The 25,246-nt window shown below is 45.0% G+C and carries 22 protein-coding genes, 1 tRNA gene, 1 pseudogene and 1 other annotated feature; of the genes and pseudogenes, 23 read left to right on the top strand and 1 reads right to left on the bottom strand.

Annotation, left to right across the window (positions count from 1 at the left end; translation table 11 throughout):
* The first annotated feature begins 79 nt into the window (after window positions 1–79).
* The 23 genes and pseudogenes from recJ (at window position 80) to ACQRCC_RS03590 (ending at window position 24,491) form a co-directional block, all read left to right on the top strand.
* Window positions 80–1,843 carry a single-stranded-DNA-specific exonuclease RecJ gene (gene recJ / locus ACQRCC_RS03700; RefSeq protein ID WP_427849451.1) on the top strand — a complete coding sequence of 588 codons (1,764 nt, stop codon included), beginning with the start codon at window positions 80–82 and terminating at the stop codon, window positions 1,841–1,843.
* A 77-nt stretch (window positions 1,844–1,920) separates the two neighbouring features.
* Complete coding sequence (locus ACQRCC_RS03695; protein ID WP_427849450.1) at window positions 1,921–2,445, top strand: adenine phosphoribosyltransferase; 525 nt, start codon at window positions 1,921–1,923, stop codon at window positions 2,443–2,445.
* 95 nt (window positions 2,446–2,540) lie between these two features.
* A complete protein-coding gene (locus tag ACQRCC_RS03690) occupies window positions 2,541–4,829 on the top strand; it encodes a RelA/SpoT family protein (RefSeq protein ID WP_427849560.1) in 2,289 nt (762 codons plus the stop codon).
* 61 nt (window positions 4,830–4,890) lie between these two features.
* The gene (locus tag ACQRCC_RS03685) at window positions 4,891–5,517 is read left to right on the top strand and encodes an MBL fold metallo-hydrolase (protein WP_427849449.1); all 627 of its coding nucleotides are present in this window, start codon (window positions 4,891–4,893) and stop codon (window positions 5,515–5,517) included.
* Window positions 5,518–5,588: 71 nt separating this feature from the next.
* Window positions 5,589–7,109, top strand: a complete 1,521-nt coding sequence (hemZ, locus tag ACQRCC_RS03680) for a coproporphyrinogen dehydrogenase HemZ (protein WP_427849448.1) — start codon at window positions 5,589–5,591, stop codon at window positions 7,107–7,109.
* Complete coding sequence (gene hisS, locus ACQRCC_RS03675; protein WP_427849447.1) at window positions 7,094–8,365, top strand: histidine--tRNA ligase; 1,272 nt, start codon at window positions 7,094–7,096, stop codon at window positions 8,363–8,365. The genes hemZ and hisS overlap by 16 nt, the downstream gene beginning before the upstream one ends.
* Before the next feature lie 30 nt (window positions 8,366–8,395).
* Window positions 8,396–10,186 (top strand): aspartate--tRNA ligase, encoded by a 1,791-nt coding sequence (gene aspS / locus ACQRCC_RS03670; protein ID WP_427849446.1) that lies wholly within the window; start codon window positions 8,396–8,398, stop codon window positions 10,184–10,186.
* A 12-nt stretch (window positions 10,187–10,198) separates the two neighbouring features.
* On the top strand, window positions 10,199–10,636 hold the full coding sequence (locus tag ACQRCC_RS03665; RefSeq protein ID WP_427849445.1) for a protease inhibitor I42 family protein: 438 nt from the start codon (window positions 10,199–10,201) through the stop codon (window positions 10,634–10,636).
* A 110-nt stretch (window positions 10,637–10,746) separates the two neighbouring features.
* Window positions 10,747–10,819: transfer RNA gene (locus tag ACQRCC_RS03660), tRNA-Gly, on the top strand.
* A gap of 196 nt (window positions 10,820–11,015) precedes the next feature.
* Window positions 11,016–12,386 carry an MATE family efflux transporter gene (locus tag ACQRCC_RS03655; protein ID WP_427849559.1) on the top strand — a complete coding sequence of 457 codons (1,371 nt, stop codon included), beginning with the start codon at window positions 11,016–11,018 and terminating at the stop codon, window positions 12,384–12,386.
* A 123-nt stretch (window positions 12,387–12,509) separates the two neighbouring features.
* Window positions 12,510–12,941 carry a MarR family winged helix-turn-helix transcriptional regulator gene (locus ACQRCC_RS03650; protein WP_427849444.1) on the top strand — a complete coding sequence of 144 codons (432 nt, stop codon included), beginning with the start codon at window positions 12,510–12,512 and terminating at the stop codon, window positions 12,939–12,941.
* A gap of 102 nt (window positions 12,942–13,043) precedes the next feature.
* Entirely contained in the window at window positions 13,044–13,892 is an 849-nt protein-coding gene (gene thyA, locus ACQRCC_RS03645; RefSeq protein WP_427849443.1) for a thymidylate synthase, read from the top strand.
* Between the two features lie 19 nt (window positions 13,893–13,911).
* Window positions 13,912–14,403 carry a dihydrofolate reductase gene (locus tag ACQRCC_RS03640; RefSeq protein ID WP_427849442.1) on the top strand — a complete coding sequence of 164 codons (492 nt, stop codon included), beginning with the start codon at window positions 13,912–13,914 and terminating at the stop codon, window positions 14,401–14,403.
* A 1-nt stretch (window position 14,404) separates the two neighbouring features.
* Window positions 14,405–15,661: a glycosyltransferase family 4 protein gene (locus ACQRCC_RS03635; protein WP_427849441.1), complete on the top strand. Its 1,257-nt coding sequence runs from the start codon at window positions 14,405–14,407 to the stop codon at window positions 15,659–15,661.
* Window positions 15,662–15,680: 19 nt separating this feature from the next.
* On the top strand, window positions 15,681–16,325 hold the full coding sequence (locus tag ACQRCC_RS03630; RefSeq protein ID WP_427849440.1) for a PHP domain-containing protein: 645 nt from the start codon (window positions 15,681–15,683) through the stop codon (window positions 16,323–16,325).
* Between the two features lie 76 nt (window positions 16,326–16,401).
* Window positions 16,402–16,702: a binding site (T-box leader), on the top strand.
* Window positions 16,703–16,881: 179 nt separating this feature from the next.
* Window positions 16,882–18,603, top strand: coding sequence for a biosynthetic-type acetolactate synthase large subunit (gene ilvB / locus ACQRCC_RS03625; RefSeq protein WP_427849439.1), 1,722 nt, complete (start codon window positions 16,882–16,884; stop codon window positions 18,601–18,603).
* Window positions 18,604–18,619: 16 nt separating this feature from the next.
* The gene (gene ilvN / locus ACQRCC_RS03620; RefSeq protein ID WP_427849438.1) at window positions 18,620–19,129 is read left to right on the top strand and encodes an acetolactate synthase small subunit; all 510 of its coding nucleotides are present in this window, start codon (window positions 18,620–18,622) and stop codon (window positions 19,127–19,129) included.
* A gap of 111 nt (window positions 19,130–19,240) precedes the next feature.
* Window positions 19,241–20,278: pseudogene (locus ACQRCC_RS03615) on the top strand (branched-chain amino acid aminotransferase); the annotation flags it as partial.
* Between the two features lie 3 nt (window positions 20,279–20,281).
* Window positions 20,282–20,845: a TetR/AcrR family transcriptional regulator C-terminal domain-containing protein gene (locus ACQRCC_RS03610; RefSeq protein ID WP_427849437.1), complete on the top strand. Its 564-nt coding sequence runs from the start codon at window positions 20,282–20,284 to the stop codon at window positions 20,843–20,845.
* 183 nt (window positions 20,846–21,028) lie between these two features.
* Window positions 21,029–22,174, top strand: a complete 1,146-nt coding sequence (fucO, locus tag ACQRCC_RS03605; protein ID WP_427849436.1) for a lactaldehyde reductase — start codon at window positions 21,029–21,031, stop codon at window positions 22,172–22,174.
* 438 nt (window positions 22,175–22,612) lie between these two features.
* Entirely contained in the window at window positions 22,613–22,984 is a 372-nt protein-coding gene (locus ACQRCC_RS03600; protein WP_427849435.1) for a GntR family transcriptional regulator, read from the top strand.
* Between the two features lie 5 nt (window positions 22,985–22,989).
* Window positions 22,990–23,835: an ABC transporter ATP-binding protein gene (locus ACQRCC_RS03595; protein ID WP_427849434.1), complete on the top strand. Its 846-nt coding sequence runs from the start codon at window positions 22,990–22,992 to the stop codon at window positions 23,833–23,835.
* Complete coding sequence (locus ACQRCC_RS03590) at window positions 23,835–24,491, top strand: ABC-2 transporter permease (protein ID WP_427849433.1); 657 nt, start codon at window positions 23,835–23,837, stop codon at window positions 24,489–24,491. The genes ACQRCC_RS03595 and ACQRCC_RS03590 overlap by 1 nt, the downstream gene beginning before the upstream one ends.
* 65 nt (window positions 24,492–24,556) lie before the next feature.
* On the opposite strand, the gene ACQRCC_RS03585 is transcribed toward ACQRCC_RS03590, so the two are convergent.
* The gene (locus ACQRCC_RS03585; RefSeq protein ID WP_427849432.1) at window positions 24,557–25,153 is read right to left on the bottom strand and encodes a TetR/AcrR family transcriptional regulator; all 597 of its coding nucleotides are present in this window, start codon (window positions 25,151–25,153) and stop codon (window positions 24,557–24,559) included.
* Between the last annotated feature and the right edge of the window lie 93 nt (window positions 25,154–25,246).

Below are 25,246 nucleotides of genomic sequence, written 5' to 3'. Positions count from 1 at the left end.
ATAAATGGCTGTGGCTGTTTTTTGCTCTGTAGAAAACTTTGTCTCTACAGGGCAGCCTGAAGGTAAAAGGGAGATTAGGATGGAACAGTGGGTTTTGTTGAGAAAGGGTGCAGATTTTGCGGCTATAGGTGAAAAGTTCCATATCAGTCCCAGACTTGCCTGCCTGATCCGCAACAGAGATATTGTGGGAGATGCGGAGATTCAAAATTATCTTTACGGAACGATTTCCGATCTTCATGACGGAATGCTGATGCGCGATATGGACCGTGCGGTGGAGATACTGATGGAGAAAATACAGTCGGGTGATAGAATCCGTGTCATCGGAGATTATGATATTGACGGCGTATGTGCGACCTACATTTTGCTGGAAGGACTGGAAGGGCTTGGGGCAGTTGTGGATATGGACATCCCTGACCGGATTGCGGACGGATATGGTCTGAACCGGAATCTGATTGACCGTGCGATTTCGGATGAGATTGATACGATTGTAACCTGTGACAACGGAATTGCAGCAGCAGAGGAGATTTCTTACGGGAAGGATCTGGGGATGACGATTGTGATAACGGATCATCATGAGATTCCTTTTGAAGAAAATGGGGATGGAGAAAAACACTATATCCTTCCTCCGGCAGACGCCGCGGTTGACCCAAAGCATCCTCAGTGTGCATATCCGTTTAAGGGACTTTGCGGGGCTGCGGTGGCTTATAAACTGGTGGAGGCTCTTTATGAAGCAATGGGAAGAGATTCTTCGGATATGGACTATTTGCTGGAAGAGGTGGCCATTGCCACAGTGGGAGATGTTATGGATCTGGTGGGAGAGAACCGGATCTTTGTAAAGCAGGGCCTGGAGATGCTTAAGCGTACCGGAAATCTGGGACTCAGGGCACTGATTGCATGCAATGAACTTGGCGGGAAAGAAATTACAGCTTATCACATCGGGTTTGTGCTGGGACCGTGTCTCAATGCCAGCGGAAGACTGGATACAGCCAAACGGGCACTTTCTCTTCTGCGTGCGAAAACAAAGCGGGAAGCGGATATAATTGCCGGAGATTTGAAGGCTTTGAATGACAGCCGGAAAGAGATGACGGAAAAAGCAGTAGAAGATGCAGTGAAATTGGTAGAAGAGACCGGGATAGGAAAGGACCGGGTTCTGATTGTTTATCTGCCGGATTGTCATGAGAGTCTGGCGGGAATTGTGGCAGGAAGAATCAGAGAACGGTATTTTAAACCGACCTTTGTGCTGACAGATGCGGAGGATGGTGTTAAGGGATCCGGGCGTTCGATTGATGCCTATCACATGTATGAAGAATTGAATAAATGCAGGCATTTGCTGACCAGGTTCGGCGGTCATAAGCTGGCAGCGGGATTGTCAATGAGAGCCGGGAATGTGGAAGAATTTCGCAGAGCTATCAATGAAGTCTGTACTCTGGAAGAAAAGGATCTGAGAGAAAAGGTATCTATCGATATGCAGATGCCATTTTCCTGTGTGACCGGGAAACTGGTTGGAGAGCTTAGACTTCTGGAGCCTTTTGGAAAAGGAAATCCCAAACCTGTATTTGCAGAGAAAAATGTGGCAATCCTATCTGCAAGAGTGATTGGAAAGAACAGAAATATGCTGAAGCTTCTGGTCATGGATGCGCAGGGGACAACCATAGATGCACTGTATTTCGGAGACGGGCAAAGATTTATGGAAAAGATTGCAGAGAAATACGGGAAACTCCAGGCCGAGAGCCTTTTGCGCGGGCGGGGGAGCGGTATTTATCTGTCAATTACCTATTATCCGGGAATTAATGAGTATATGGGACATCTGACGCCTCAGATTGTGATTACTCATGTACAGTAAAAATATTTGAAAAACTACTCAGTGAGTGGTATACTGAAAAATAGATTTTATACAGCTTGATAGAATGGAGAAAAACGATGAAAAAGATAGAAGATTATGTGGTTAGTATTCCGGATTTTCCGGAAAAAGGGATTATTTTCCGGGATGTGACCAGTGTTCTGCAGGATGCAGATGGACTTCATCTGGCGATTGATCTTATGCAGGAAAAACTGGAAGGTGTAGATTATGACCTGGTGGCAGGATCGGAGGCCAGAGGGTTTATTTTCGGCATGCCGATTGCCTATAATCAGAAAAAAGCTTTTGTACCGGTGCGCAAGAAAGGAAAACTTCCGAGAAAGACTATTTCAACAGAATATGATCTGGAATACGGAAGCGCAGTAATCGAAGTTCATGAGGATGCAATAAAGCCGGGCCAGAAAGTGGTCATTGTTGATGATCTGATGGCAACAGGAGGAACCACGGAAGCAATTATCCGACTGATAGAGGAGCTTGGCGGTGAAGTAGTGAAAATTATTTTCCTTATGGAGCTTGCAGGATTGAATGGAAGAGAGAAACTGAAGGGATATGATGTAGATTCGGTTATCATTTATCCCGGAAAATAATTGTTACCAAGGAAGAGAGAAAGGAGGGCGATGATATGGCAGATGTAACGACCTATGAATCAGATGTGCTTAACAGAATTGCACCGGAGTCCATTATGACAAATTCGGCAGAGGGGCTGAAGATAGAAGATGGTCATGCGGTGAAGGCACCTGCGGATTATCAAAACCCGGAAGAACTTTATAACTTATTGATTGCCCGTATCCGCAAGTACCATCCGTCTGCGGATGTATCGATGATTGAAAAAGCGTTTTCTATAGCGAACGAGGCTCACAAAGATCAAAAAAGAAAGTCCGGGGAGCCATATATTATTCACCCTCTTTGGGTTGCTATTATTCTGGCCGATCTGGAGATGGATAAGGAGACTATCACGGCGGGAATCCTGCATGACGTGGTAGAAGACACAGTGATGACAGATGAGGAGATTCGGCAGGAGTTTGGTGAAGAGGTAGAACTTCTGGTGGACGGAGTCACCAAATTGGGACGCCTGTCCTATTCCTCCGATAAGCTGGAGCTTCAGGCAGAAAACCTGCGTAAGATGTTTCTTGCAATGGCAAAGGATATCAGGGTAATCATTATCAAGCTTGCAGACCGCCTTCATAATATGAGGACACTTCAGTTCATGAAGCCTGAAAAGCAGAAGGAAAAGGCAAAGGAGACCATGGATATTTATGCGCCTATCGCTCAGCGGCTTGGTATTTCCAAGATTAAGACAGAGCTGGATGACCTGGCACTTAAATATTCCCAGCCGGAAGTATTCTATGATCTGGTAAATCAGATTAATGCAAGGAAAACAGAGAGAGAAGAATTTGTACAACAGATTGTGGAGGAAGTTTCAGCCCATATTAAACGAGCGGGAATCGAGGCAGACGTAAACGGCCGTGTAAAGCATTTCTTCAGTATTTATAAAAAGATGGTCAATCAGGATAAGACGGTGGATCAGATTTATGATCTGTTTGCAGTCCGGATTATTGTGGATTCTGTAAAAGACTGTTATGCGGCGCTCGGTGTGATCCATGAGATGTACACGCCGATTCCGGGACGTTTTAAGGATTATATTGCCATGCCAAAGGCAAATATGTATCAGTCTTTGCATACAACTCTTATGAGTTCAGTGGGTCAGCCTTTTGAGATTCAGATCCGTACTCATGAGATGCATAAAACCGCGGAATATGGTATCGCTGCGCACTGGAAGTATAAAGAGTCTAACGACGGAAAGAAGAGCGTGGCTGCGCAGGAAGAGGAAAAACTGAACTGGCTGCGTCAGATTCTGGAGTGGCAGAGGGATATGTCGGATAACCGGGAGTTCTTGAATATGCTCAAGGGTGATCTGGATCTTTTCGCGGAAGATGTCTATTGTTTTACACCGAATGGCGACGTGAAGAATCTGCCGAACGGTTCTACTCCGGTGGACTTTGCCTATGCGATCCACAGTGCGGTAGGAAATAAAATGGTTGGGGCCAGAGTCAATGGAAAGCTGGTGAATATTGATTATAAAATTCAGAATGGTGACAGGATCGAGATCCTGACCTCACAGAATTCCAGAGGACCCAGCCGTGACTGGCTGAATATAGTGAAGAGTACTCAGGCGAAGAATAAAATCAACCAGTGGTTTAAAAAGGAATTTAAGGAAGATAATATTATTCGCGGAAAAGAAATGATCTCTGCTTACTGTAAGGCAAAGTCAATCGTGCTCAGCAACATTCTGAAGACGAAGTATCAGGAGGTTGTTCAGAGAAAGTATGGTTTCCGTGACTGGGATGCCGTTCTTGCAGCTATCGGGCACGGTGGACTGAAGGAAGGTCAGGTAGTTAACCGTCTGGTGGAAGAGTATGGCAAAGAGCATAAACAGGAGCTTACGGATGAAGTAGTACTTGAGAAGGTGGCGGAGGCTGCGAAGAATAAAGTGCATATTGCCAAGTCCAAGAGCGGAATTGTGGTGAAGGGAATCGATGATGTGGCTGTGAGATTCTCCAGATGCTGTAATCCGGTACCCGGAGATGAGATTGTCGGTTTCGTAACCAGAGGTCGGGGACTTTCCATTCATCGAACGGATTGTGTGAATATGATCCATCTGACCGAGGCAGAGAGAGCCAGACTTATCGATGCTGAGTGGGAAAGCGATGTAACTGAAAAAGACGGAGGCCAGTATCTTGCAGAGATTAAGATGTTTGCAGATGATCGTCAGGGACTCCTGATGGAGATGTCCAAGATCTTTACGGAATCCAAGATTGATGTGAAATCTTTGAATGTGCGTACCAGCAAACAGGGAACCGCAACGATTGAGGCGGGATTTATTGTACATGGAAGAGAAGAGCTTGCCCATATAATTGAAAAATTCCGTCAGCTGGATGGGGTGCTTGATATTGAACGTGCAGTCGGTTAACCGATTATGGGAATGGATTCGAGTACTTCTCGGCAGACGCAGAACGTTTATAGGAGAAAACATGAAGGTAGAAAAATTTGTAACGGGGATTATCAGTACGAATTGTTATCTGGTAATCAATGAGGATACGAAGCAGGCAGTGATCATTGATCCGGCTGCCTGCCCGAAATATCTGTTGAATCATATAAAGAGTGAAGGGCTGGAGATTCAGGCAATTCTTCTGACCCACGGACATTTCGATCATATTATGGGAATTGACGGATTCCTGGCGGAATTTGATGTACCGGTTTATGTACATGAGGGAGACCGGGAAACCATGGTTGATATTTCCCTGAATCAGTCCGGAACCTATACCTCCGGCTATACATTTGCCGGAGCCAGATATCTGAAGGATGGCCAGAAGCTGAATTTTGCAGGACTGGAATTTCAGGTATTGCATACACCGGGTCATACACCGGGAGGTGTGTGCTATTATATTGAATCAGAAAAGGTGCTGTTCAGCGGAGATACTCTGTTCCAGAATTCTGTGGGACGTACGGACTTTGTGAACAGCAGTATGTCGGATCTGATAAGAGGAATCCGGGAAAAATTATTCGTGTTGCCGGATGATGTTCTGGTTTATCCGGGACATATGGGTGAGACAACGATTGGGCATGAAAAAGTCCATAACGTTTATGTGGGGACGTAGTAAAGGATGCTTTACTACGTCTTTCGTTGCAAAAGCAAAGTCGAATAAAAAGAGAGGTAGAAGAAGCGGGTATGATTACGATAATCTGTAGAGACGAACTGTATACTTATAATGTTTATCACCTTGTGAAGGCCTTTTTCCCGGGAGAGGAAGTACGACAGCAGGTGGATGCGGAAGCTGACAGGCTTTTGAAAATTACGCTTCCGGATGGACAGCAGATGGAAGTAAATATAGAGGATCTGGAACAAAACAGGGAAATACGGCAGGAAGAGCCTGGGGCTGAACGTTCAGAGAATCTGCGCAGACAGCGTAAATATCTGATCGATACCTGGCTGTATCAGAATTTGGAGGAGAAGACCGGCCGTTCTCTTGCATGGGGAATTCTGACCGGCGTCCGTCCCACCAAAATTGCCATGCAGAAGGTGGAAGAGGGGATGGATCGGGAATCCTTTATCAAATGGTTCCAGAGTGATTCGCTGGTCAGTGAAAAAAAGGCAAAGCTGGCTTACGAGATTGCCCTCAGAGAACGGGAAATTCTCCGGCCTCTAGATTATCAGAACGGCTACAGCCTCTACGTCGGGATCCCTTTCTGCCCGACCGTGTGCAGCTATTGTTCATTCAGTTCCGGTGCCATTTCCGAATGGAAGGATTATGTGGATGCATATCTGGATGCATTGTGTAAGGAGATTGCCTTTATCGGAAGTGTATCTGAAAATAAGAAACTGAATACGATTTATATCGGAGGCGGTACTCCGACGACGCTGACTGAAAAACAGCTGGACAGACTTCTATCCTGCATCGACCGGACATTTTCCAGAGAGCATCTTCTGGAATATACGGTGGAGGCGGGGCGTCCTGACAGTATTACGGAAGCAAAGCTCCGGGTTCTGAGAGAGCATGATATTACCCGTATTTCCATCAATCCGCAGACCATGCAGCAGAAAACGCTGGATGTGATCGGAAGGAAACACACGGTGGAGGACATCAGAAGAGTCTATGAGATGGCCCGTTCGCTGGGCTTTGATAATATTAACATGGATCTGATTGCCGGGCTTCCGGGAGAGAATGTCACGGATATGGCTGATACGCTGCGCCAGATTAAAGAAATGAGGCCGGATAGCCTGACGGTTCACTCTTTAGCTATCAAACGGGCGGCGAAGATGGGGCAGGAGCAGACGGTCAGAGGATTTGTAGAAGGAATGGAAGAACTTAAGAGGCAACCGCAGAAAATGGCCCGTTCGCTGTCTGATATGATCGAGCTTGCGTATGAAGCGGCCGGGGATCTGGGACTGGTGCCCTACTACCTGTATCGTCAGAAAAATATTGCCGGTAATTTTGAAAATGTTGGTTATGCAAAGGTTGACAAAGCCGGAATATACAATATACTTATTATGGAAGAAAAGCAATCCATTGCTGCGGCAGGAGCAGGGGCCTCTACGAAGATCGTGCTGGATGAGCCGATGGAAGTTCCGGGCAGCAAAAATAAGCGAAAGACAACATTAATGCGTGTGGAGAATGTGAAGGATATCAGATCCTATATTTCCCGTATTGATGAAATGATAGAGCGAAAAGGAGAATGGTTATGGCGTTAAAGAAAAAACCGGTCACAGGAATGAAGGACATCCTTCCAAAGGAGATGGAGATTCGCGATTATGTAATTCACCTGATTAAGGAAACTTACAAAACATACGGATTTTCTTCTATGGAGACCCCTTGCGTAGAGCATATTGAGAATCTCTGCAGCAAGCAGGGCGGTGACAATGAGAAGTTAATTTTCAAGATCTTAAAGCGTGGAGAGAAGCTTAAGATTGCTGAGGCAAAAGAGGAAAATGATCTGGTGGACGGCGGACTTCGCTATGACCTGACCGTTCCGCTTGCAAGATATTATTCCAATCATGCCAATGAACTTCCTTCACCATTTAAGGCGATGCAGATCGGAAGCGTATGGCGCGCAGACCGTCCGCAGAGAGGAAGATTCCGCCAGTTTACCCAGTGCGATATCGACATTCTGGGTGAGGCAGGAAATCTTGCGGAGATCGAGCTGATCCTGGCAACGACTGCCATGCTTGGTAAATTGAATTTCAGGAACTTTACTGTGAACATCAATGACAGAAATATCCTGAAGGCAATGGCAGCATACTGTGGATTCAGGGAAGAGGATTATGATGAAGTATTCATTATCCTGGACAAGATGGACAAGATCGGCAAAGACGGCGTTGCTGCAGAACTGGAAGAAATGGGTTATGCAAAAGCCAGTGTGGATGCATATCTCGGACTGTTCGATGAGGTAACTCCGGATATAGCCGGTATCCGTTATCTGAAGGAGAAGCTCGGCGACTGCCTGAAGGATGAGACCGCAGATGGTATGGAGATGATCATTTCCAGTGTTGAGGCGGCAAAAGAGGCAGAATTCCAGATTCGTTTTGATCCGACCCTTGTACGCGGTCAGTCCTACTATACAGGAACTATTTTCGAGATTACCATGGACGACTTCGGAGGCTCCGTTGCCGGAGGCGGACGATACGATAAGATGATCGGCAAATTTACCGGACAGGATACGCCGGCATGTGGATTCTCCATTGGATTTGAGCGTATTGTCATGCTGCTTCTGGAAAATGGATACGAGGTGCCAAGTGCAGGTAAGAAGAAAGCATATCTGATTGAGAAGAAGATGCCGAAGGAAGGCATGCTGAAGGTGCTTTCACTGGCAAAGGCAGACCGTGAAGCAGGATGTCAGACTCTGATCGCAAATATGAAGAAGAATAAGAAATTCCAGAAGGAACAGCTGGAAGCAGAAGGATATACAGAGATCGTTGACTGTTATGCAGATTCCGTGGATCGTCTGTAGAATAGAAGAGAGAAGAAAGAGGAGAAAATCATGGCTGAAACAATGCAGGGATTAAAGAGAACTCACCGCTGTGGCGAATTATCTGCAGCAAATGTGGGTGAGACTGTAACCATTATGGGATGGGTGCAGAAGAATCGTAACAAAGGTGGACTGGTCTTTGTAGATGTAAGAGACCGTTCCGGTATTATACAGGCAGTATTCGAGGAGGGAAGCTGCGATGCCGCATTAATTGAGAAAGCGGCAGGCCTCCGTTCTGAATATGTTGTGGCAATGGTGGGAAAAATAGAAAAGCGCTCCGGTGCAGTGAATACGAATCTGGCAACCGGTGAGATCGAGATTCTGCCGACAGAGCTTCGTGTTTTGTCCGAGTCCGAGACACCACCGTTCCCGATTGAGGAGAATTCCAAGACAAAGGAAGAACTTCGACTGAAATATCGTTTCCTGGACCTTAGAAGACCTGACATTCAGAGAAATCTGATGATGAGAAGTCAGGTGGCAACTCTTACCCGTCAGTTCCTGGCAGAGGAAGGATTCCTGGAGATCGAGACTCCTTTCCTGATTAAGAGTACACCGGAAGGCGCAAGAGACTATCTTGTGCCGAGCCGTGTTCATCCGGGGAATTTCTATGCGCTTCCGCAGTCACCTCAGATTTTCAAACAGCTTCTGATGTGCTCCGGATATGACCGTTATTTCCAGATTGTAAAATGTTTCCGTGACGAGGATCTGCGTGCAGACCGTCAGCCGGAATTTACCCAGATTGATATGGAGCTGTCCTTCGTAGATGTGGACGATGTTATTGATGTAAATGAAAGACTTCTTGCAAAATTATTTAACGAGGTTCTCGGTCTGGAAATCGAGCTGCCGATTCCGAGAATGACCTGGCAGGAGGCAATGGATCGTTACGGTTCTGATAAACCGGATGTCCGTTTTGGAATGGAGCTTCAGAACGTAACGGAAACAGTAAAAGACTGTGAGTTTGTTGTATTTAAAAATGCAATTGAAAATGGAGGAACTGTCCGTGGTATTAACGCGAAGGGCCAGGGCGCAATGCCAAGAAAGAAAATTGACAAGCTGGTTGATTTTGCTAAGGATTACGGTGCAAAGGGTCTTGCTTATATCGCAATTCAGGAAGACGGTACTGTGAAATCTTCTTTTGCAAAATTTATGACAGAGGAAGGCATGAAGGCGCTGATCGAGGCCATGGGCGGAGAAAATGGAGACCTTCTGTTATTTGCAGCTGATAAAAATAAAGTAGTATGGGATGTGCTGGGAGCACTTCGTCTGGAGCTGGCACGCCAGATGGATCTTCTTGATAAGAATGAATACAAGTTCCTGTGGATTACCGAATTCCCGCTTCTGGAGTGGAGTGAAGAGCAGAACCGTTTCACCGCAATGCATCATCCGTTTACCATGCCGATGGAAGAGGATTTACAGTATATTGACAGTGATCCGGGACGTGTCCGCGCAAAGGCTTATGATATTACATTAAATGGAAATGAGATTGGCGGAGGAAGTGTGCGTATCTTCAATCCGGAGGTTCAAAGCAAGATGTTCGAGGTGCTTGGATTTACACCGGAACAGGCACAGGAGCAGTTCGGATTCCTTCTGACGGCGTTCAAATATGGCGTACCGCCACATGCAGGACTGGCTTATGGACTGGATCGTCTGGTTATGCTGATGGCAAAAGAGGACAGTATCCGTGATGTCATTGCGTTCCCGAAGGTAAAGGATGCATCTGACCTGATGACGGAAGCACCTGCCAGAGTGGATCAGAAGCAGTTGGATGAACTGGGACTTACAGTTGTACCAGAGGAAGAGTAAAAGGAGAAAAATATGAAGAGAAGCAGAATACTATCTATTATTCTGGTCCTGGGGCTTGCGCTTACAGGCTGTTCCACGACAAAGGCACAGAAGGTTACCATTGAACTGGAGTCAAATCCGACAACGGGGTACGAGTGGGATGACGAACAGAAAGAGGTATCCGGTGAAGAGATTTTCGAGATTGAGGATGAGATGATTCCGTCAGAGTCCGATGAACTCGGTGCTCCGGGAGTGCAGAAATTCGTTCTTTCCCCGGAACATGCCGGCAGCACGGTTGTGGATTTTTATTACGGCAGAGAGTGGGAAGAAAATGAGTATCTTTATGCTGTGTCCTATGAGTTTGAAGTCAGTGAGGATATGCAGGTCACTTTTGTACAGAAGACAGTTACACCGGGACCTGATATGGATGAAAGTGATATGCCGGAATTCCCTGATCCGGTTATAGAATAGCAGGAAAATAATAAAAGCAAAAAAAATAAAAAAAGTTTAAAAAAGATGTTGACAAACATGAGCCACTGTAGTATAGTATGTATTGTTCTGAGGAACACAAAATAAGAAATGCGACAGTGGCTCAGTTGGTAGAGTACGACCTTGCCAAGGTCGGGGTCGCGGGTTCGAACCCCGTCTGTCGCTCTTGGTAAAGACTTCTTGAGAAATCAAGAAGTCTTTTGTTTTTGTCGTACATTCGACAAAACCTTCCGGGGGATACGCACTCCGGCGTGAGCAGAAGATGTCGCAGGCTACCGCCGGAGGCGCGAGAGTTCCGCGAGCGGAACTCTTTGTTCATGTAACGGGAAAGTTGAGAAAAGAAAGAGAGATTGTTATGGAGATGAAAAACGGGCAGACGACGAATCCACTTGCCACAGAGAGGATTAGCCGCCTGATTGCAAAATTTGCCATACCGGCAATTATCAGTATGCTGGTTAGTTCATTGTATAATATAGTGGATCAGATTTTTATCGGTCAGGGAGTCGGAATGCTGGGAAATGCGGCAACAAATATTGCATTTCCGATTTCCATTATCTGTACGGCAACAGCTCTGCTTCTGGGAATCGGAAGTGCATCTAATTTTAATCTTGAGTCGGGGGCAGGCAGAAAGGAAGAGGCGGTCCGCATTGCCGGAACAGGGCTTTCCATGCTGGTGATCTGTGGATGTATTATCGCTGTAATCGTACTTCTTTTTTTGAATCCGCTGTTACAGCTGTTCGGAGTAACGCCGGAGGTGCTTCCTTTTGCGCAGGATTATACGGGGATTACGGCATGGGGAATTCCCTTTCTGGTGCTGACTACCGGTGGGAATCATCTGATCCGCGCGGACAGAAGCCCAACCTATTCCATGACATGTATGCTCACGGGCGCTATTATCAATACCATACTGGATCCCCTGTTTATATTTGGATTTCATTGGGGAATTCAAGGTGCAGCATGGGCGACGGTGATCGGACAGGTGATATCCGGCATGATGGTCATATTTTATTTTGCAAAACGCTGTAATATGGAATTGAAGGCAGAGATGCTGATCCCCAGGGGACATGCCCTGAAAGCAATTGTATCTTTGGGAATGGCATCCTGCATCAATCAGATTTCAATGGCTGTGGTTCAGATTGTGATGAATAATACGCTTCGGCATTACGGAGCTATGTCCATGTACGGCACGGATATCCCTCTCGCCTGCGTCGGCGTAATTTCCAAGGTAAATATGGTGTTCATGGCAATCTGCATTGGAATATCGCAGGGATGCCAGCCTATATGGGGGTTCAATTACGGGGCGGAGAATTATGGAAGAGTAAGAGAAACCTACCGGAAGGCAGCAACGGTATCCCTTATGGTGGGAATAGTCTTTTTCGGGTGTTTTCAGACATTTCCAAGGCAATTGGTGAGCATCTTCGGAACAGGAAGCGAAGCCTATTTTTATTTTGCAGAGCGGTATTTTAAAATTTACATGTTCATGACGTTCATCAATGGAATTCAGCCCATGTCTTCCGGATTTTTCACTTCTATCGGTAAGGCGAGACTGGGAATCGTTGTTTCACTTACAAGACAGGTGCTGTTTCTGCTTCCGCTGATTGTGATATTTCCAATATTTATGGGAATTGACGGTGTGATGTATGCGGGACCTATTGCAGATGGTGCATCGGCAGCAGTTGCTGTTGGATTTGCGCTGCGGGAACTGAAAATAATGCGGACGGCAGAAGATTGAAAAATCTTCTGTTCCCACTTGTTTTTTTGATAAAAATATAGCATACTATCTTTTAACAGGGGACTATTAAATGAGAGTGGTGGGGCGTCAGATGTTCCTGATAATAAGGGAAGGGTGAGAAATATGCAGGAGAGACTGCCAATAGGATTTCTGTTCAAGCAGATTAATAATGTATATGAGAAGGATTTCAACAATCGACTGCGGAGGCTGGGAATCACGTCATCCCAGTGCGAAGTGCTGGATTATCTCTTCAACTGCCAGAAAGAGGAAGTGAATCAGAGAGACATCGAGAAGGCATTAAGCCTGAAGAATCCTACGGTAACCGGAATCCTGAAAAGGCTGGATGAGAAAGGGTTCATACTGATCGTTCCAAATGCTAAGGACAAGAGACGCAAGAATGTGTATCTGACAGAGAAAGCCTACGACATTCAGAAACGTATGGAGTCTGACCGCAGGAAAATCGATAAGAATCTGACGATTGGAATGACCAAAAAAGAAATACAGGCATTGCAGAAAATGCTTAATAAAGTGCTTTATAATGTGGCTGAGCCTTGAGATTGTCAATTGGGTACAGGGTGTGATACAATTGGGTACAGGGCAAAATGCAACTGGGGACGTAGCAAAATGCGTTTTGCTACGTCCCCAAGGAGGTTAAATATGAGTTATGCAGATAAAATATTTATAGACATGTGCCGCGACATTATCGACAACGGCACGGACACCAGAGGTGAAAAGGTGCGCCCGGTCTGGGAAGACGGCACACCTGCCTATACGATTAAGAAATTCGGTGTGGTGAATCGCTACGATCTGAGCCAAGAATTCCCGGCGCTGACACTTAGAAGAACTGCTATTAAGAGCTGTACGGACGAGCTTTTGTGGATATGGCAGAAAAAATCGAATAATATCCATGATCTGAACAGCCATATCTGGGACAGCTGGGCCGACGAGGAAGGTTCAATCGGAAAAGCCTACGGGTATCAGATGGGAGTCAAGCATCAGTATAAAGAAGGAATGTATGACCAGGTGGATCGTGTGATCTATGACCTGAAAAATAATCCTTACAGTCGGCGGATTATGACCAATATATATGTGCATCAGGATCTTCATGAGATGAATCTGTATCCCTGCGCATACAGTATGACATTTAATGTGACGAAGAAGCCGGGACATGAGAAGCTGACCTTAAACGGAATCCTGAATCAGCGTTCCAATGATGTGCTGGCGGCAAACAGCTGGAATGTATGCCAGTACTCTGTGCTGATGCATATGCTGGCGCAGGTGTGTGACATGGAGGTGGGTGAATTTGTTCATGTGATTGCAGATGCCCATATTTATGACAGGCACGTTCCTTTGATTGAGGAATTGATCAGTAGAGAGCCGCTTCCGGCACCGAAGTTCTGGCTGAATCCGGAAGTGAAGGATTTCTATGATTTTACGCCGGATGATGTGAAACTTATCGACTATCAGACGCATGAGCAGATTCGGAATATTCCGGTAGCAATATAGAACAGAATGGAGAATTTTTATGAAATTAATCGTTGCAGTAGATAAAAACTGGGCAATTGGAAAGGACAATAAACTGATGTGGAGTATCCCGGCGGATATGAAGTATTTCCGGGAGACGACAAAGGGAAATATCGTGATCATGGGTCGAAAGACTCTGGAGAGCTTTCCGCAGGGGCAGCCGCTGGCAAACCGGGTGAATATTGTTATTACGAAGAATCCGGACTATAAAGTAAAAGGAGCGGTTCTGGTACACAGTATCGAAGAGGCTATTGAAGAAAGTAAAAAATATGAAGGAGAAGTGTTTGTAATCGGTGGCGAGAGTGTTTACCGGGCAATGCTTCCGTATTGCGATACGGCTCTGGTGACGAAGATTGATCACGCTTATGATGCAGATACCTATTTTCCGAATCTGGATGAGGATGAGGGATGGAGGATGACAAAAATCAGTGAGGAGCAGACCTGCTTTAATCTGGAGTATTATTTTACGGTATATGAGAGGATAGTTAAATAGCATGAAAATATTAAGCATTACAGCTCAGAAGCCGAACAGCACGGGGAGCGGGGTATATCTGACAGAGCTCGTAAAAGAGTTTGCCGGGCTTGGACATGAACAGGCAGTGATCGCAGGTATTTATCAGGAGGACACAGTGGAATCCCCGGAAGGAGTGAAGCTGTATCCTGTTTATTTTAAGACAGACGAGCTTCCATTTCCAATAGCCGGAATGTCGGATGAGATGCCCTATGAAAGCACGGTGTATGGCCAGATGACACCGGAGATGACAGAGGCTTTTGTGAGAGCATTCAGACGGGTAATCCGCAAGGCGGCGGAGGAGTTCGGACCGGATCTTGTTATCTGCCATCATCTGTATCTGGTAACGGCACTTGCCAGAGAGGAGTTGGAGGGATACCGGGTATTTGGATTCTGCCATAATACAGATCTTCGCCAGATGCAGAAGACGGATTTTCAGCGGAAATATATCCGTTCCCAAATTCCGAAGCTGGATGCAGTTTTTGCAATTCATGAAGAGCAGAAAGAGGAAATCTGTCAGATATATGACATGAGCGGAGAGAAAATTTTCACAGTCGGAACGGGATATAATCACCATTTATTCCGAATGGCGGAGAAAAATGAGACCGCAGAAGAAAATAAGAATCAGTCGGAGAAGAAAAAGCTTCGTCTCATTTTTGCAGGTAAGCTGTCAGAGAAGAAGGGAGTCATAAGCCTTCTTCGGAGCCTTTCCTATCTTCCATGGAAGACGGACGAGGCAGAGTTGGTTCTTGCAGGCGGATATGGAAATGAGGAAGAGTACGCACAGATTCGAAGTCTGGCAGCAGAAGCACCTTATCCTGTGAGATTCACAGGGCGGATCTCACAGGAAGAGCTGGCTGAAGAATATCGAAGCAGTGACATCTTTGTGCTCCCGTCTTTCTTCGATGGGATGCCTCTTACGATGATCGAGGCCATGGCCTGTGGAGACAGGGTAGTGATCACTGCTCTCCCGGGAATCCCATCCTGGGTAGAAGAGCATGTGCCGGATGCACCGATCGTCTACGTGCAGCCGCCAAAGATGTATAATACAGATGAGCCGGTACCGGAGAGCCTCCCGGGGTTTGAGCGGGAACTGGCAGAGAAAATTCAGGAATGTGCACAGATGAGAGTGACGGAAAGTCCGGATCTCACACAGATATCATGGGGAAATATCTGTAGCATCGTTCTGAGGGAAAATGACAGATGTCAGAATCAGATGGATACAGAAAAGAAAAATTGAGAGGGTAAGGAGGACACCAATGTTTATCGACTTACATATGCATGAGATGCGTTACTCAGGGGACAGCTTTCTTCCTCTGGAAGAAATCGTAGAGATTGCGAAAGAAAAAGGGCTGGATGGAATTTGCATCACAGACCATGACAGTATGGGACTCAGGGAATTTGCGGCGTCTTATTCGAAAAAAGTAAATTTCCCGATTTTTGTTGGGATTGAATTTTTCTCTCTTCAGGGAGACATTATTGCATTTGGTATTGATTCCTATCCGGATCACAGGATCAGCGCACAGGAATTTATCGATTTTGTGAAAGCACAGGGCGGCGTCTGTTACAGCGCTCATCCATTCCGTAATAACCGGCGTGGTCTGGAAGAGCACTTAAATGAAGTGCGTGGGCTGGATGGCATTGAGGTCCTGAATGGAAGTACGCTGAAAGCCGCATGCCAGAAAGCGGCAGAATATGCCCGGGCACTGGATCTGGTTCCGGTAGGGGCAAGCGACTGCCATGTGCCGGAAAAAGTGGGCGTCTATGCGACTTATTTTCCGGAAGAGGTGCATACGGTGGAAGAACTGGTTGCTGCCTTTACGAAGAAAAATCTAAAACCGGCATATTATAAAGATGGAAAATATCATGTCCTGGATGTGGATAAATTTCTGAAAGATATATAGAAATAGGTATCGGACAAATTTCTAACAATGGTTGACAGAGAGGTACTTCATCAACTATAATATTTACAATTATCAGAGAAATGCTATGACAAGGAGGAGTACATAAGTATTCGGAAGCAAAGAGAGAGGATGGCCGGTGAGAATCCTTATGAAGTGCTTATGGAAGTAGCCTTTGAGCAGTGAACCGAACACATCTGCCTGTAGAATCGTAGTGGATGCCAGTAGACTTCAACGCAGTCCCAGCGTTAAAGGGGAGCAGTATCGGAGTGGCAGCTGTATAAGGAAAGAACAGCAGGCAGATTCCCGTATTGGCAGAGTGCAGAGAAGACATTCTCTGAATTTAGGTGGTAACACGGATTGTAAGATTCGCCCTAAGCTATATCTGGCTTAGGGCTTTTTATGTAGCAGGAAATTCTTCTGGAATTTCCTGCTACATAAAAAAGCACTTCGTGCGATGATGCGCAGCTTGCGGAGATGAAAACACTGCTTTGCAGTCCGCTCGCGCGCAAAGATTGCGCATTCACGCAATCTATATACGTAATAAGGAGGTTTTTGCATGAAAAAGATTTCAGGAAACAAATTGTTGGTAAAAGCGCTGAAAGAAGAAGGTGTTGATACAATCTTCGGTTATCCGGGTGCATGTACCATTGATATCAGCGATGAGCTTTATAAGCAGGACTATACGAAGGTCATTCTTCCGAGACAGGAAGTGGCACTGGTGCATGAGGCGGATGCCTATGCACGGTCTACGGGAAAGGTGGGCGTTTGTCTGGTAACCAGCGGTCCGGGAGCGACCAATCTGGTAACAGGACTTGCGACTGCATATTATGACAGTGTGCCGCTGGTGTGCTTTACCGGTCAGGTGGCAAGACATCTGATCGGAAATGATGCTTTCCAGGAGGTTGATATCGTAGGAATTACGAGAAGCATTACCAAATATGGTGTAACCGTCCGCAGGAGAGAGGATCTGGGAAGAATTATAAAGGAAGCATTTTACATTGCCAGAACAGGACGTCCGGGACCGGTTCTTGTGGACCTTCCAAAAGATATGATGGCGGAGATGGGAAGCAATGAGTATCCGGAGGATGTAAATATCCGCGGTTACAAACCGAATACCAGCGTCCATATCGGACAGCTGAAGCGTGCCATCAAGATGCTGAATAAGGCAGAGCGTCCGGTATTTCTTGCAGGAGGCGGCGTAAATATTTCCGGTGCAAATGCAGAATTTAAGAAGCTGGTAGAGCTTACCAATGTTCCGGTTATTACAACCGTCATGGGACGTGGGGCAATTCCTACTAACCATCCGCTGTTCATTGGAAATCTGGGTATGCATGGTGCCTATGCGGCAAATATGTCTGTGGGAGAATGCGATCTTCTGTTCTCCATCGGTACCAGATTTAATGACCGTATTACCGGTAAGCTTCATTCATTTGCACCAAATGCGCAGATTGTACATATTGATATTGATACAGCTGCAATTTCCAAAAATGTACAGGTAGATGTACCGATCGTTGCCGATGCAAAAGAGGCCATTACCAAAATGCTGGAATATGTGGAAGCGTGTGATACAAAGAAATGGCTGGATGAGATCGGAGAGTGGAAACACAGATATCCTCTGACCATGAAGAAAAAACCGATCATGACACCACAGGATATAATTGAGACGATTAATACAATGTTTGATAAAGCAATTGTGGTAACGGATGTAGGTCAGCATCAGATGTTTACAGCTCAGTTCCTGGAGCTGGATGAGAATAAGAAGCTTCTGATGTCCGGTGGACTGGGAACCATGGGATACGGCCTGCCGGGAGCAATCGGAGCCAGGATCGGCAATCCGGATACTCCGGTTATCTCTATTTCCGGTGACGGTGGTATGCAGATGAATATCCAGGAGCTGGCAACAGCGGTACTTGAGGAATTGCCGATCATTTGCTGTATTTTTAATAACAGTAATCTGGGAATGGTTCGTCAGTGGCAGAAACTTTTCTATGGAAAGAGATATTCCATGACCTGTCTTCGTTCCGGTGCAGCCTGCAGAGGAAAATGTGGAGAAGTCCCATGTCCTCCGTACACTCCTGATTTTATCAAACTCGCAGAAAGCTATGGCGCGAAGGGAATCCGGGTAACACAGAAGGAAGAAATCGTACCGGCATTTGAAGAGGCAAGAAAGAGTACAAAGGTGCCGACCATTATAGAATTTGAGATCGATCCGGAAGATCTGGTTTATCCGATGATTCAGCCAGGTGGAACACTGGAAGACATGATTATGGATTGTTAGGAAGGAGCGGGAGAAGATGAGTAACGGAATGAAAAAAAGATGGATATCCCTGTATGTGGAGAACCAGGTGGGTGTTCTCTCGAAGATTTCCGGATTATTTTCCGGCAAATGTTATAACCTGGACAGTCTGACTGTTGGAACAACAGAAGACCCGACTGTATCCAGAATGACCATTGCTACAGTCAGTGACGATGAGACATTTGAACAGATTAAAAAGCAGCTGAATCGATTGGTGGAGGTAATCAAAGTTATCGACTTCACAGATGTGTTTGTAAGAATGAAGGAGATTCTCTATGTAAAGGTACGTAAATGTACACCGGAGGATAAGGTGGAGCTGTTCCAGATCGCAGAGACATTCAAGGCCAAGGTTATTGATTACGGAAAAGACAGCCTGCTCCTGGAATTTGTTCAGACAGCAACGAAAAATGACGCGGTTATCAAGTTGATGAAGGAAGAATTCCGCAGTATTGAGGTTGTAAGAGGCGGAAGCGTGGGAATCGAGTCTATCAGCATGATGGAACGATAGAGAGACATGAAGAGGGCTTCCATGTTTTTACAGAAAAAACAGAGCGCACTCTTGAATTTTAAAAATAATCGTATTATAATGACACTAGAATGAAAAAGTCATCAAAGAACGGAGGAATTTTCGATGGAAAAGAAGAATATTGACTGGAAGAACCTTGGGTTCGGTTATGTACAGACAGATAAGAGATACGTTTCCAATTATAAAGATGGAGCGTGGGACGAAGGCGTGCTGACCTCCGATGCAAATGTAGTAATTAACGAATGTGCAGGCGTGCTTCAGTATGCACAGACCTGTTTTGAGGGATTGAAGGCATATACAACAGAAGATGGACATATCGTAATGTTCCGTCCGGATCTGAATGCATCCAGAATGGCAAGTTCTGCAGAAAGACTGGAAATGCCGGTATTTCCGGAGGACAGATTTGTAGAGGCAGTTCATAAAGTAGTAGAGGCTAATGCAGCGTATGTTCCGCCGTTTGGTTCCGGAGCAACACTTTATGTTCGTCCGTACATGTTTGGTTCCAATCCGGTTATCGGTGTAAAACCTGCAGATGAGTACCAGTTCCGTGTATTCACCACACCGGTAGGACCATATTTCAAGGGCGGCGCAAAGCCGATTACCATTAGAGTGTGTGATTTTGACCGTGCAGCTCCGCATGGTACCGGCCATGTAAAGGCAGGACTTAATTATGCTATGAGCCTTCATGCAATCGTAGATGCTCACAAGCAGGGATATGATGAGAATATGTATCTGGATGCAGCTACCAGAACAAAGGTAGAAGAGACAGGCGGAGCAAACTTTATCTTTATTACAAAAGACAATAAAGTGGTAACACCGAAGTCCAGCACAATTCTTCCATCTATTACCAGACGTTCTCTGATGTATGTGGCAGAGAAATATCTTGGGCTGGAAGTGGAAGAGAGAGAAGTATACCTGGATGAAGTGAAAGACTTCGCAGAGTGCGGCCTGTGTGGTACAGCAGCCGTTATCTCACCGGTAGGAAAGATTGTTGATCATGGTACAGATATCTGCTTCCCAAGCGGAATGGAAGAGATGGGACCGACAATTAAGAAATTATATGATACACTGACCGGAATCCAGATGGGACGTATCGAAGCTCCAGAAGGATGGATTCATGTAGTTTGCTAGGATATGGAAGCAGGAAAACAGGAGCAGATGAAATACCGGCTGGCGGAAGCCATGAAGAAGTGTATGAAGGATACACCGGTGGAGCGAATCACGGTAAAGGAAATTGTTGAAACATGTGGGACAACGAGACAGACCTTTTACCGGAATTTTCAGGATAAATATGATCTGATCAACTGGTATTTTGATAAGATCCTCCAGGAATCCTTTGAGCATATGGGAGAGGGAAGAACCGTCTACGAGGGGCTTGTAAAGAAGTTTGAATTTATTTCGCAGGAGAGACTGTTCTTCCGTGCGGCTTTCAAATCTGATGAACAGAATTGTCTGAAGGATCATGATTTTCAGCTGATCACAGAATTCTACACGAATAAGATAGAATCGAAGTCCGGAAAGAAGATGACGGAAGAACTGAAATTTCTTCTGGAAATGTATTGTCAGGGATCGATTTATATGACAGTACAGTGGGTGCTTGGAAGAAAGAAGGCAACGCCTCAGGAGCTGGCCAGGTCGCTGGTGGAAGCGATGCCCATGGAGCTTGCCGGTGTTTTTCGAAGTTTGCATTTAATATAATGATGTCGCAGGCAACCGCCGAAGGCGCGAGGGAGTATCGCAAAATCACCAGTGATGATGTGACACTCTCTTTTTTATTATGCAAGTGACAGATTTGCTGTTTTGTAACTTTCCATTTACATGTGAGATTGTTAAAATATAGACATAGAAACTGATCGATATTAAAAAAAGGAGAGAACAAAAATGGCAAACAGAATTATGTTGAATGAAACTTCTTACCATGGTGCCGGAGCAATCAAGGAGATTGCTGCAGAAGCGAAAGCAAGAGCATTTCGCAAAGCGTTCGTATGCTCTGACCCTGATCTGATTAAGTTCGGAGTAACAGGTAAGGTAACAGATGTGTTGGACGAGGCAGGTCTTGCTTATGAGATTTATTCCGATATCAAGGCAAATCCGACTATCGAGAATGTACAGAATGGTGTTGCAGCATTCAAAAAAGCTGAGGCAGATTATATTATTGCAATCGGCGGCGGTTCTTCCATGGATACAGCAAAAGCAGTAGGAATCATTATTGCAAATCCGGAATTTGAAGATGTAAGAAGTCTCGAGGGTGTTGCACCGACAAAGAACCCATGTGTACCGATTATTGCAGTGCCGACAACAGCCGGAACAGCAGCAGAGGTTACGATTAATTACGTTATCACTGATGTTGAGAAGAAAAGAAAATTTGTGTGCGTAGACCCGCATGATATGCCGGTTATCGCAGTGGTTGACCCGGATATGATGTCTTCTATGCCAAAGGGACTGACAGCTTCTACAGGAATGGATGCTCTGACTCATGCGATCGAAGGATATACAACTAAGGGAGCATGGGAGATGACAGATATGTTCCATATCAAAGCAATTGAGATCATTTCCAAGTCCTTAAGCGGAGCAGTTGCCAACGAGAAAGAAGGTCGCGAGGGAATGGCATTGGGACAGTACATTGCAGGTATGGGATTCTCTAACGTAGGTCTTGGAATCGCACATTCCATGGCACATACTCTGGGAGCTGTTTATGATACACCACACGGTGTGGCATGTGCAATGATGCTTCCAATCGTAATGGAGTATAACGCTGAGTGCACCGGTGAGAAATATCGTGAGATTGCCAGAGCGATGGGAGTAAAAGGTGTGGACGAGATGTCTGTAGAAGAATACAGAAAGGCAGCAGTAGATGCTGTTCAGCAGCTTTCTGTTGATGTAGGAATCCCGACAAAACTGGAAGCATTAAAGGAGGAGGATTTACAGTTCCTTGCAGAATCCGCATTTGCAGATGCCTGTGCACCGGGAAATCCGAAAGACACAAGCGTAGAAGATTTGAAAGATTTATTTAGAAAACTGATGTAAAAATATATGAAAGGCGCAGCTTCGGTTGCGCTTTTTTCACTTATCTATTTTGCAATGCCCTTTTTACGTGGGATAATTACTTTTCTTACATTTAGCACGTATATTTTGGAGTTCCTTACGTGGAAAATCTCATTTTCTTCCATCTGACACGTAGTTTTCGGCTAACTCTACATGGAAAATTACTATTTTTTTTCTTTCACACGTAGCGTTTGTTATTTTTTACGTGGAAAAATGGCCTTTTTCTCATCTGACATGTATATACTAGTTTTTTCTACATGTAAATAATGAAAAATAAAACTTTGACACGTAATTATTGTGTAAAAGCTCGCTTTTTCAGCAAGCACAATACCACTTTTTAAAAAAATCAAATAAACACCATATAACAGTTGACAACAGTTATAAACTGTTATATACTGTTTACAACGAAGGAGGGGTAACATGAAGTTGATTATCAATAATTCTTCCATGCAGCCGATCTATGAACAGATTGTTACGCAGATGAAGTCGAAGATCATGCATGGGGAATTGCGGGAAGAAGAGATGCTCCCATCAGTTCGTACTTTAGCTAAAGAATTAAAGGTCAGTGCCCTGACCGTGAAGAAGGCATATGATGCTCTGGAGACGGAAGGATTTGTCGTTACCGTCCATGGCAAGGGAAGCTTTGTTACTCTGGCCAATCAGGAGTTGATGCTGGAGGAGAAGAAAAAGGAAGTAGAAGCTGATTTGGAAATGGCCATCCGAAAAGGCAGAAGCTGCGGAATGAGTAATCAGGAGATTACAGAGTTGTTTCAGATTGTTTTGGAGGATTGAGAGCAATGTTAAAATTGAAGAACGTTAAAAAGAATTATAAAAATTTTACACTGGATTGTACGATGGAAGTTCAGGAAGGTTCTGTAACCGGATTGATCGGTAAGAATGGAGCTGGCAAGAGTACGACTTTTAAGGCACTGCTTGGATTGATTTCCACTGATGGCGGTGAGATTGAGATGTTTGGAAAGCCTGTATCACAGCTGAAATCCAAAGATAAGGAAAATATTGGTGTGGTACTTGCGGATTCCGGGTTCAGCGGCTATCTGACGATTAAGGATCTGATTCCGGTTATGGATAGTCTGTATAGCCGGTTTGTGAAAGAAGATTTTGTGAGAAAATGTGAACAGTTCGGTCTTCCTCTGGATAAGAAAATCAAGGATTTCTCAACAGGAATGAAACGGAAGCTTCAGGTGCTGGCGGCTCTTTCCCACGATGCGAAGCTACTGGTTCTGGATGAGCCAACAGCGGGATTAGATGTGATTGCCAGAGATGAACTTCTGGAGATGCTGCGGGAATATATGGAGCAGGGAGACAGATCCATTCTTGTCAGTTCTCATATTTCCAGTGATCTGGAGAGTTTCTGTGATGATATCTACATGATAGATGACGGAAAAATCGTGCTCTATGAGGAAACAGATGTACTGCTTTCCGAATATGCAATTCTGAAAGTGACGGCAGAACAGTATCAGACACTGGATAAAGAATATCTTCTGCGCCATAAGAAAGAAGAATACGGATACAGCTGCCTGACCAATCAAAAGCAGTTCTATCTGGAAAATTACCCGGGTATTGTGGTGGAAAAAGGAAATGTTGATGAATTGATTATGATGATGATTCGAGGTGAAAAGTAATGAAGGGTATGTTGATTAAAGATGTAAAATTAATGAAGAATCAGATGATGTTTTTTATTGCGATTATTTTTATGAGCATTGCATTTTCTGCCATGTGGGAAAACCCGTTCTTTGCTATAGGATATGCTACCTCTCTGGTTTCCATATTTACAATTAGCACGATCAGTTATGATGATTATGAAAATGGAATGGCTTATCTTTTTACGCTTCCCATCAGCCGCAGGGAATATGTGATGGAAAAGTATCTTTTTGGAGTCTTGTCTACGTTTCTGGCTCTTGTGGCGGCAGCAGCAATTGCTTTCGGAATCGGAGCTGTCCAGAAGATTGAATTTAGCATGGATGAGTTCGTATCGGTAGCAGCAATGAGTCTTGTGATGGCAAGCTTTATCCTCGCGTTTTCTTTACCTGTTCAGCTGAAATTCGGGGCAGAAAGAAGCAGAGTTGCCCTTTTACTGGTGATGGGTATTGCCGTGCTGATCGGATTTCTGACAGTGAAAGCTACGGAAGCTGCAGGTGTGAATCTGGAGGCTGTCTTAGATGGTCTCTTTCAGGATAGCCTGGCAAGAACATTTATCATACTTGTTCTTATTGGGATAGCCTTGCTGGTAATTTCCTATCAGGTATCTGTCCGTATCATGGAGAAAAAAGAACTTTGAAGTAAAGGGGACGGTTCTTGGTCCTGGCTTGTCGGCAGCCGGGACAGAGAACCGTCCCCTTTTTATCAACGGCGGTGGCTTTCTATTATGAGTCGTACTGTCCGATACAGAAATGGCTTGTACTCTTCGATGGGAAGGGGCTCGGAGTATATGATGGAATTGTAGGCGGTTGAACCGGCCAGTTCTACGATGGTAAAAAGCATGACATCTACATCGTTATACTCGTGTTCGTCCTGGCTGACCATGGTGAGAAAGCGGTCGTAAATATCTCTGTCGGAATTTTCACCGGTTAACAGGGCTGATTTCAAAGCGCCCATTACCAGATTTTTGGAAATAAAATTCAGAAGTTCTTTATTTTCCATCAGTGTCTGTATAATTTGATCAATAATAAAGATAAGCTGGTCCTCCAGACCCCTGATGCCGGATGCGTCCAAAGCAGTCCAGGCAGCGTCAAAGAGTTCATGGGTCTTGTGAGCGACCAGTTTATTTTTTATATCATATTTATCTTTAAAATACAGATAGAAGGTTCCCTTGGCAACTCCGGCTTTCTGTACAATATCGGAGATTGCGGTAGAATTCAGTCCCTTGGTGGTAAATAATTCGTATGCCGTATTGAAGAGGGCTTCTTTCTTTTTTTTCTTATTATCATCTACTTTTCCCATAACCACAATTCCCTTCTTTATTCAAGATTGATTAGTTGTAATTATAACGGATTTTAATGGAAATGCAAGTACCTGGAAATAAAAAATGACCAA

The sequence above is a fragment of the Sporofaciens sp. SGI.106 genome, assembly GCF_050314255.1.
GTDB lineage: Bacteria > Bacillota > Clostridia > Lachnospirales > Lachnospiraceae > Claveliimonas.
This window is presented reverse-complemented; position numbering and strand designations above follow the sequence as displayed.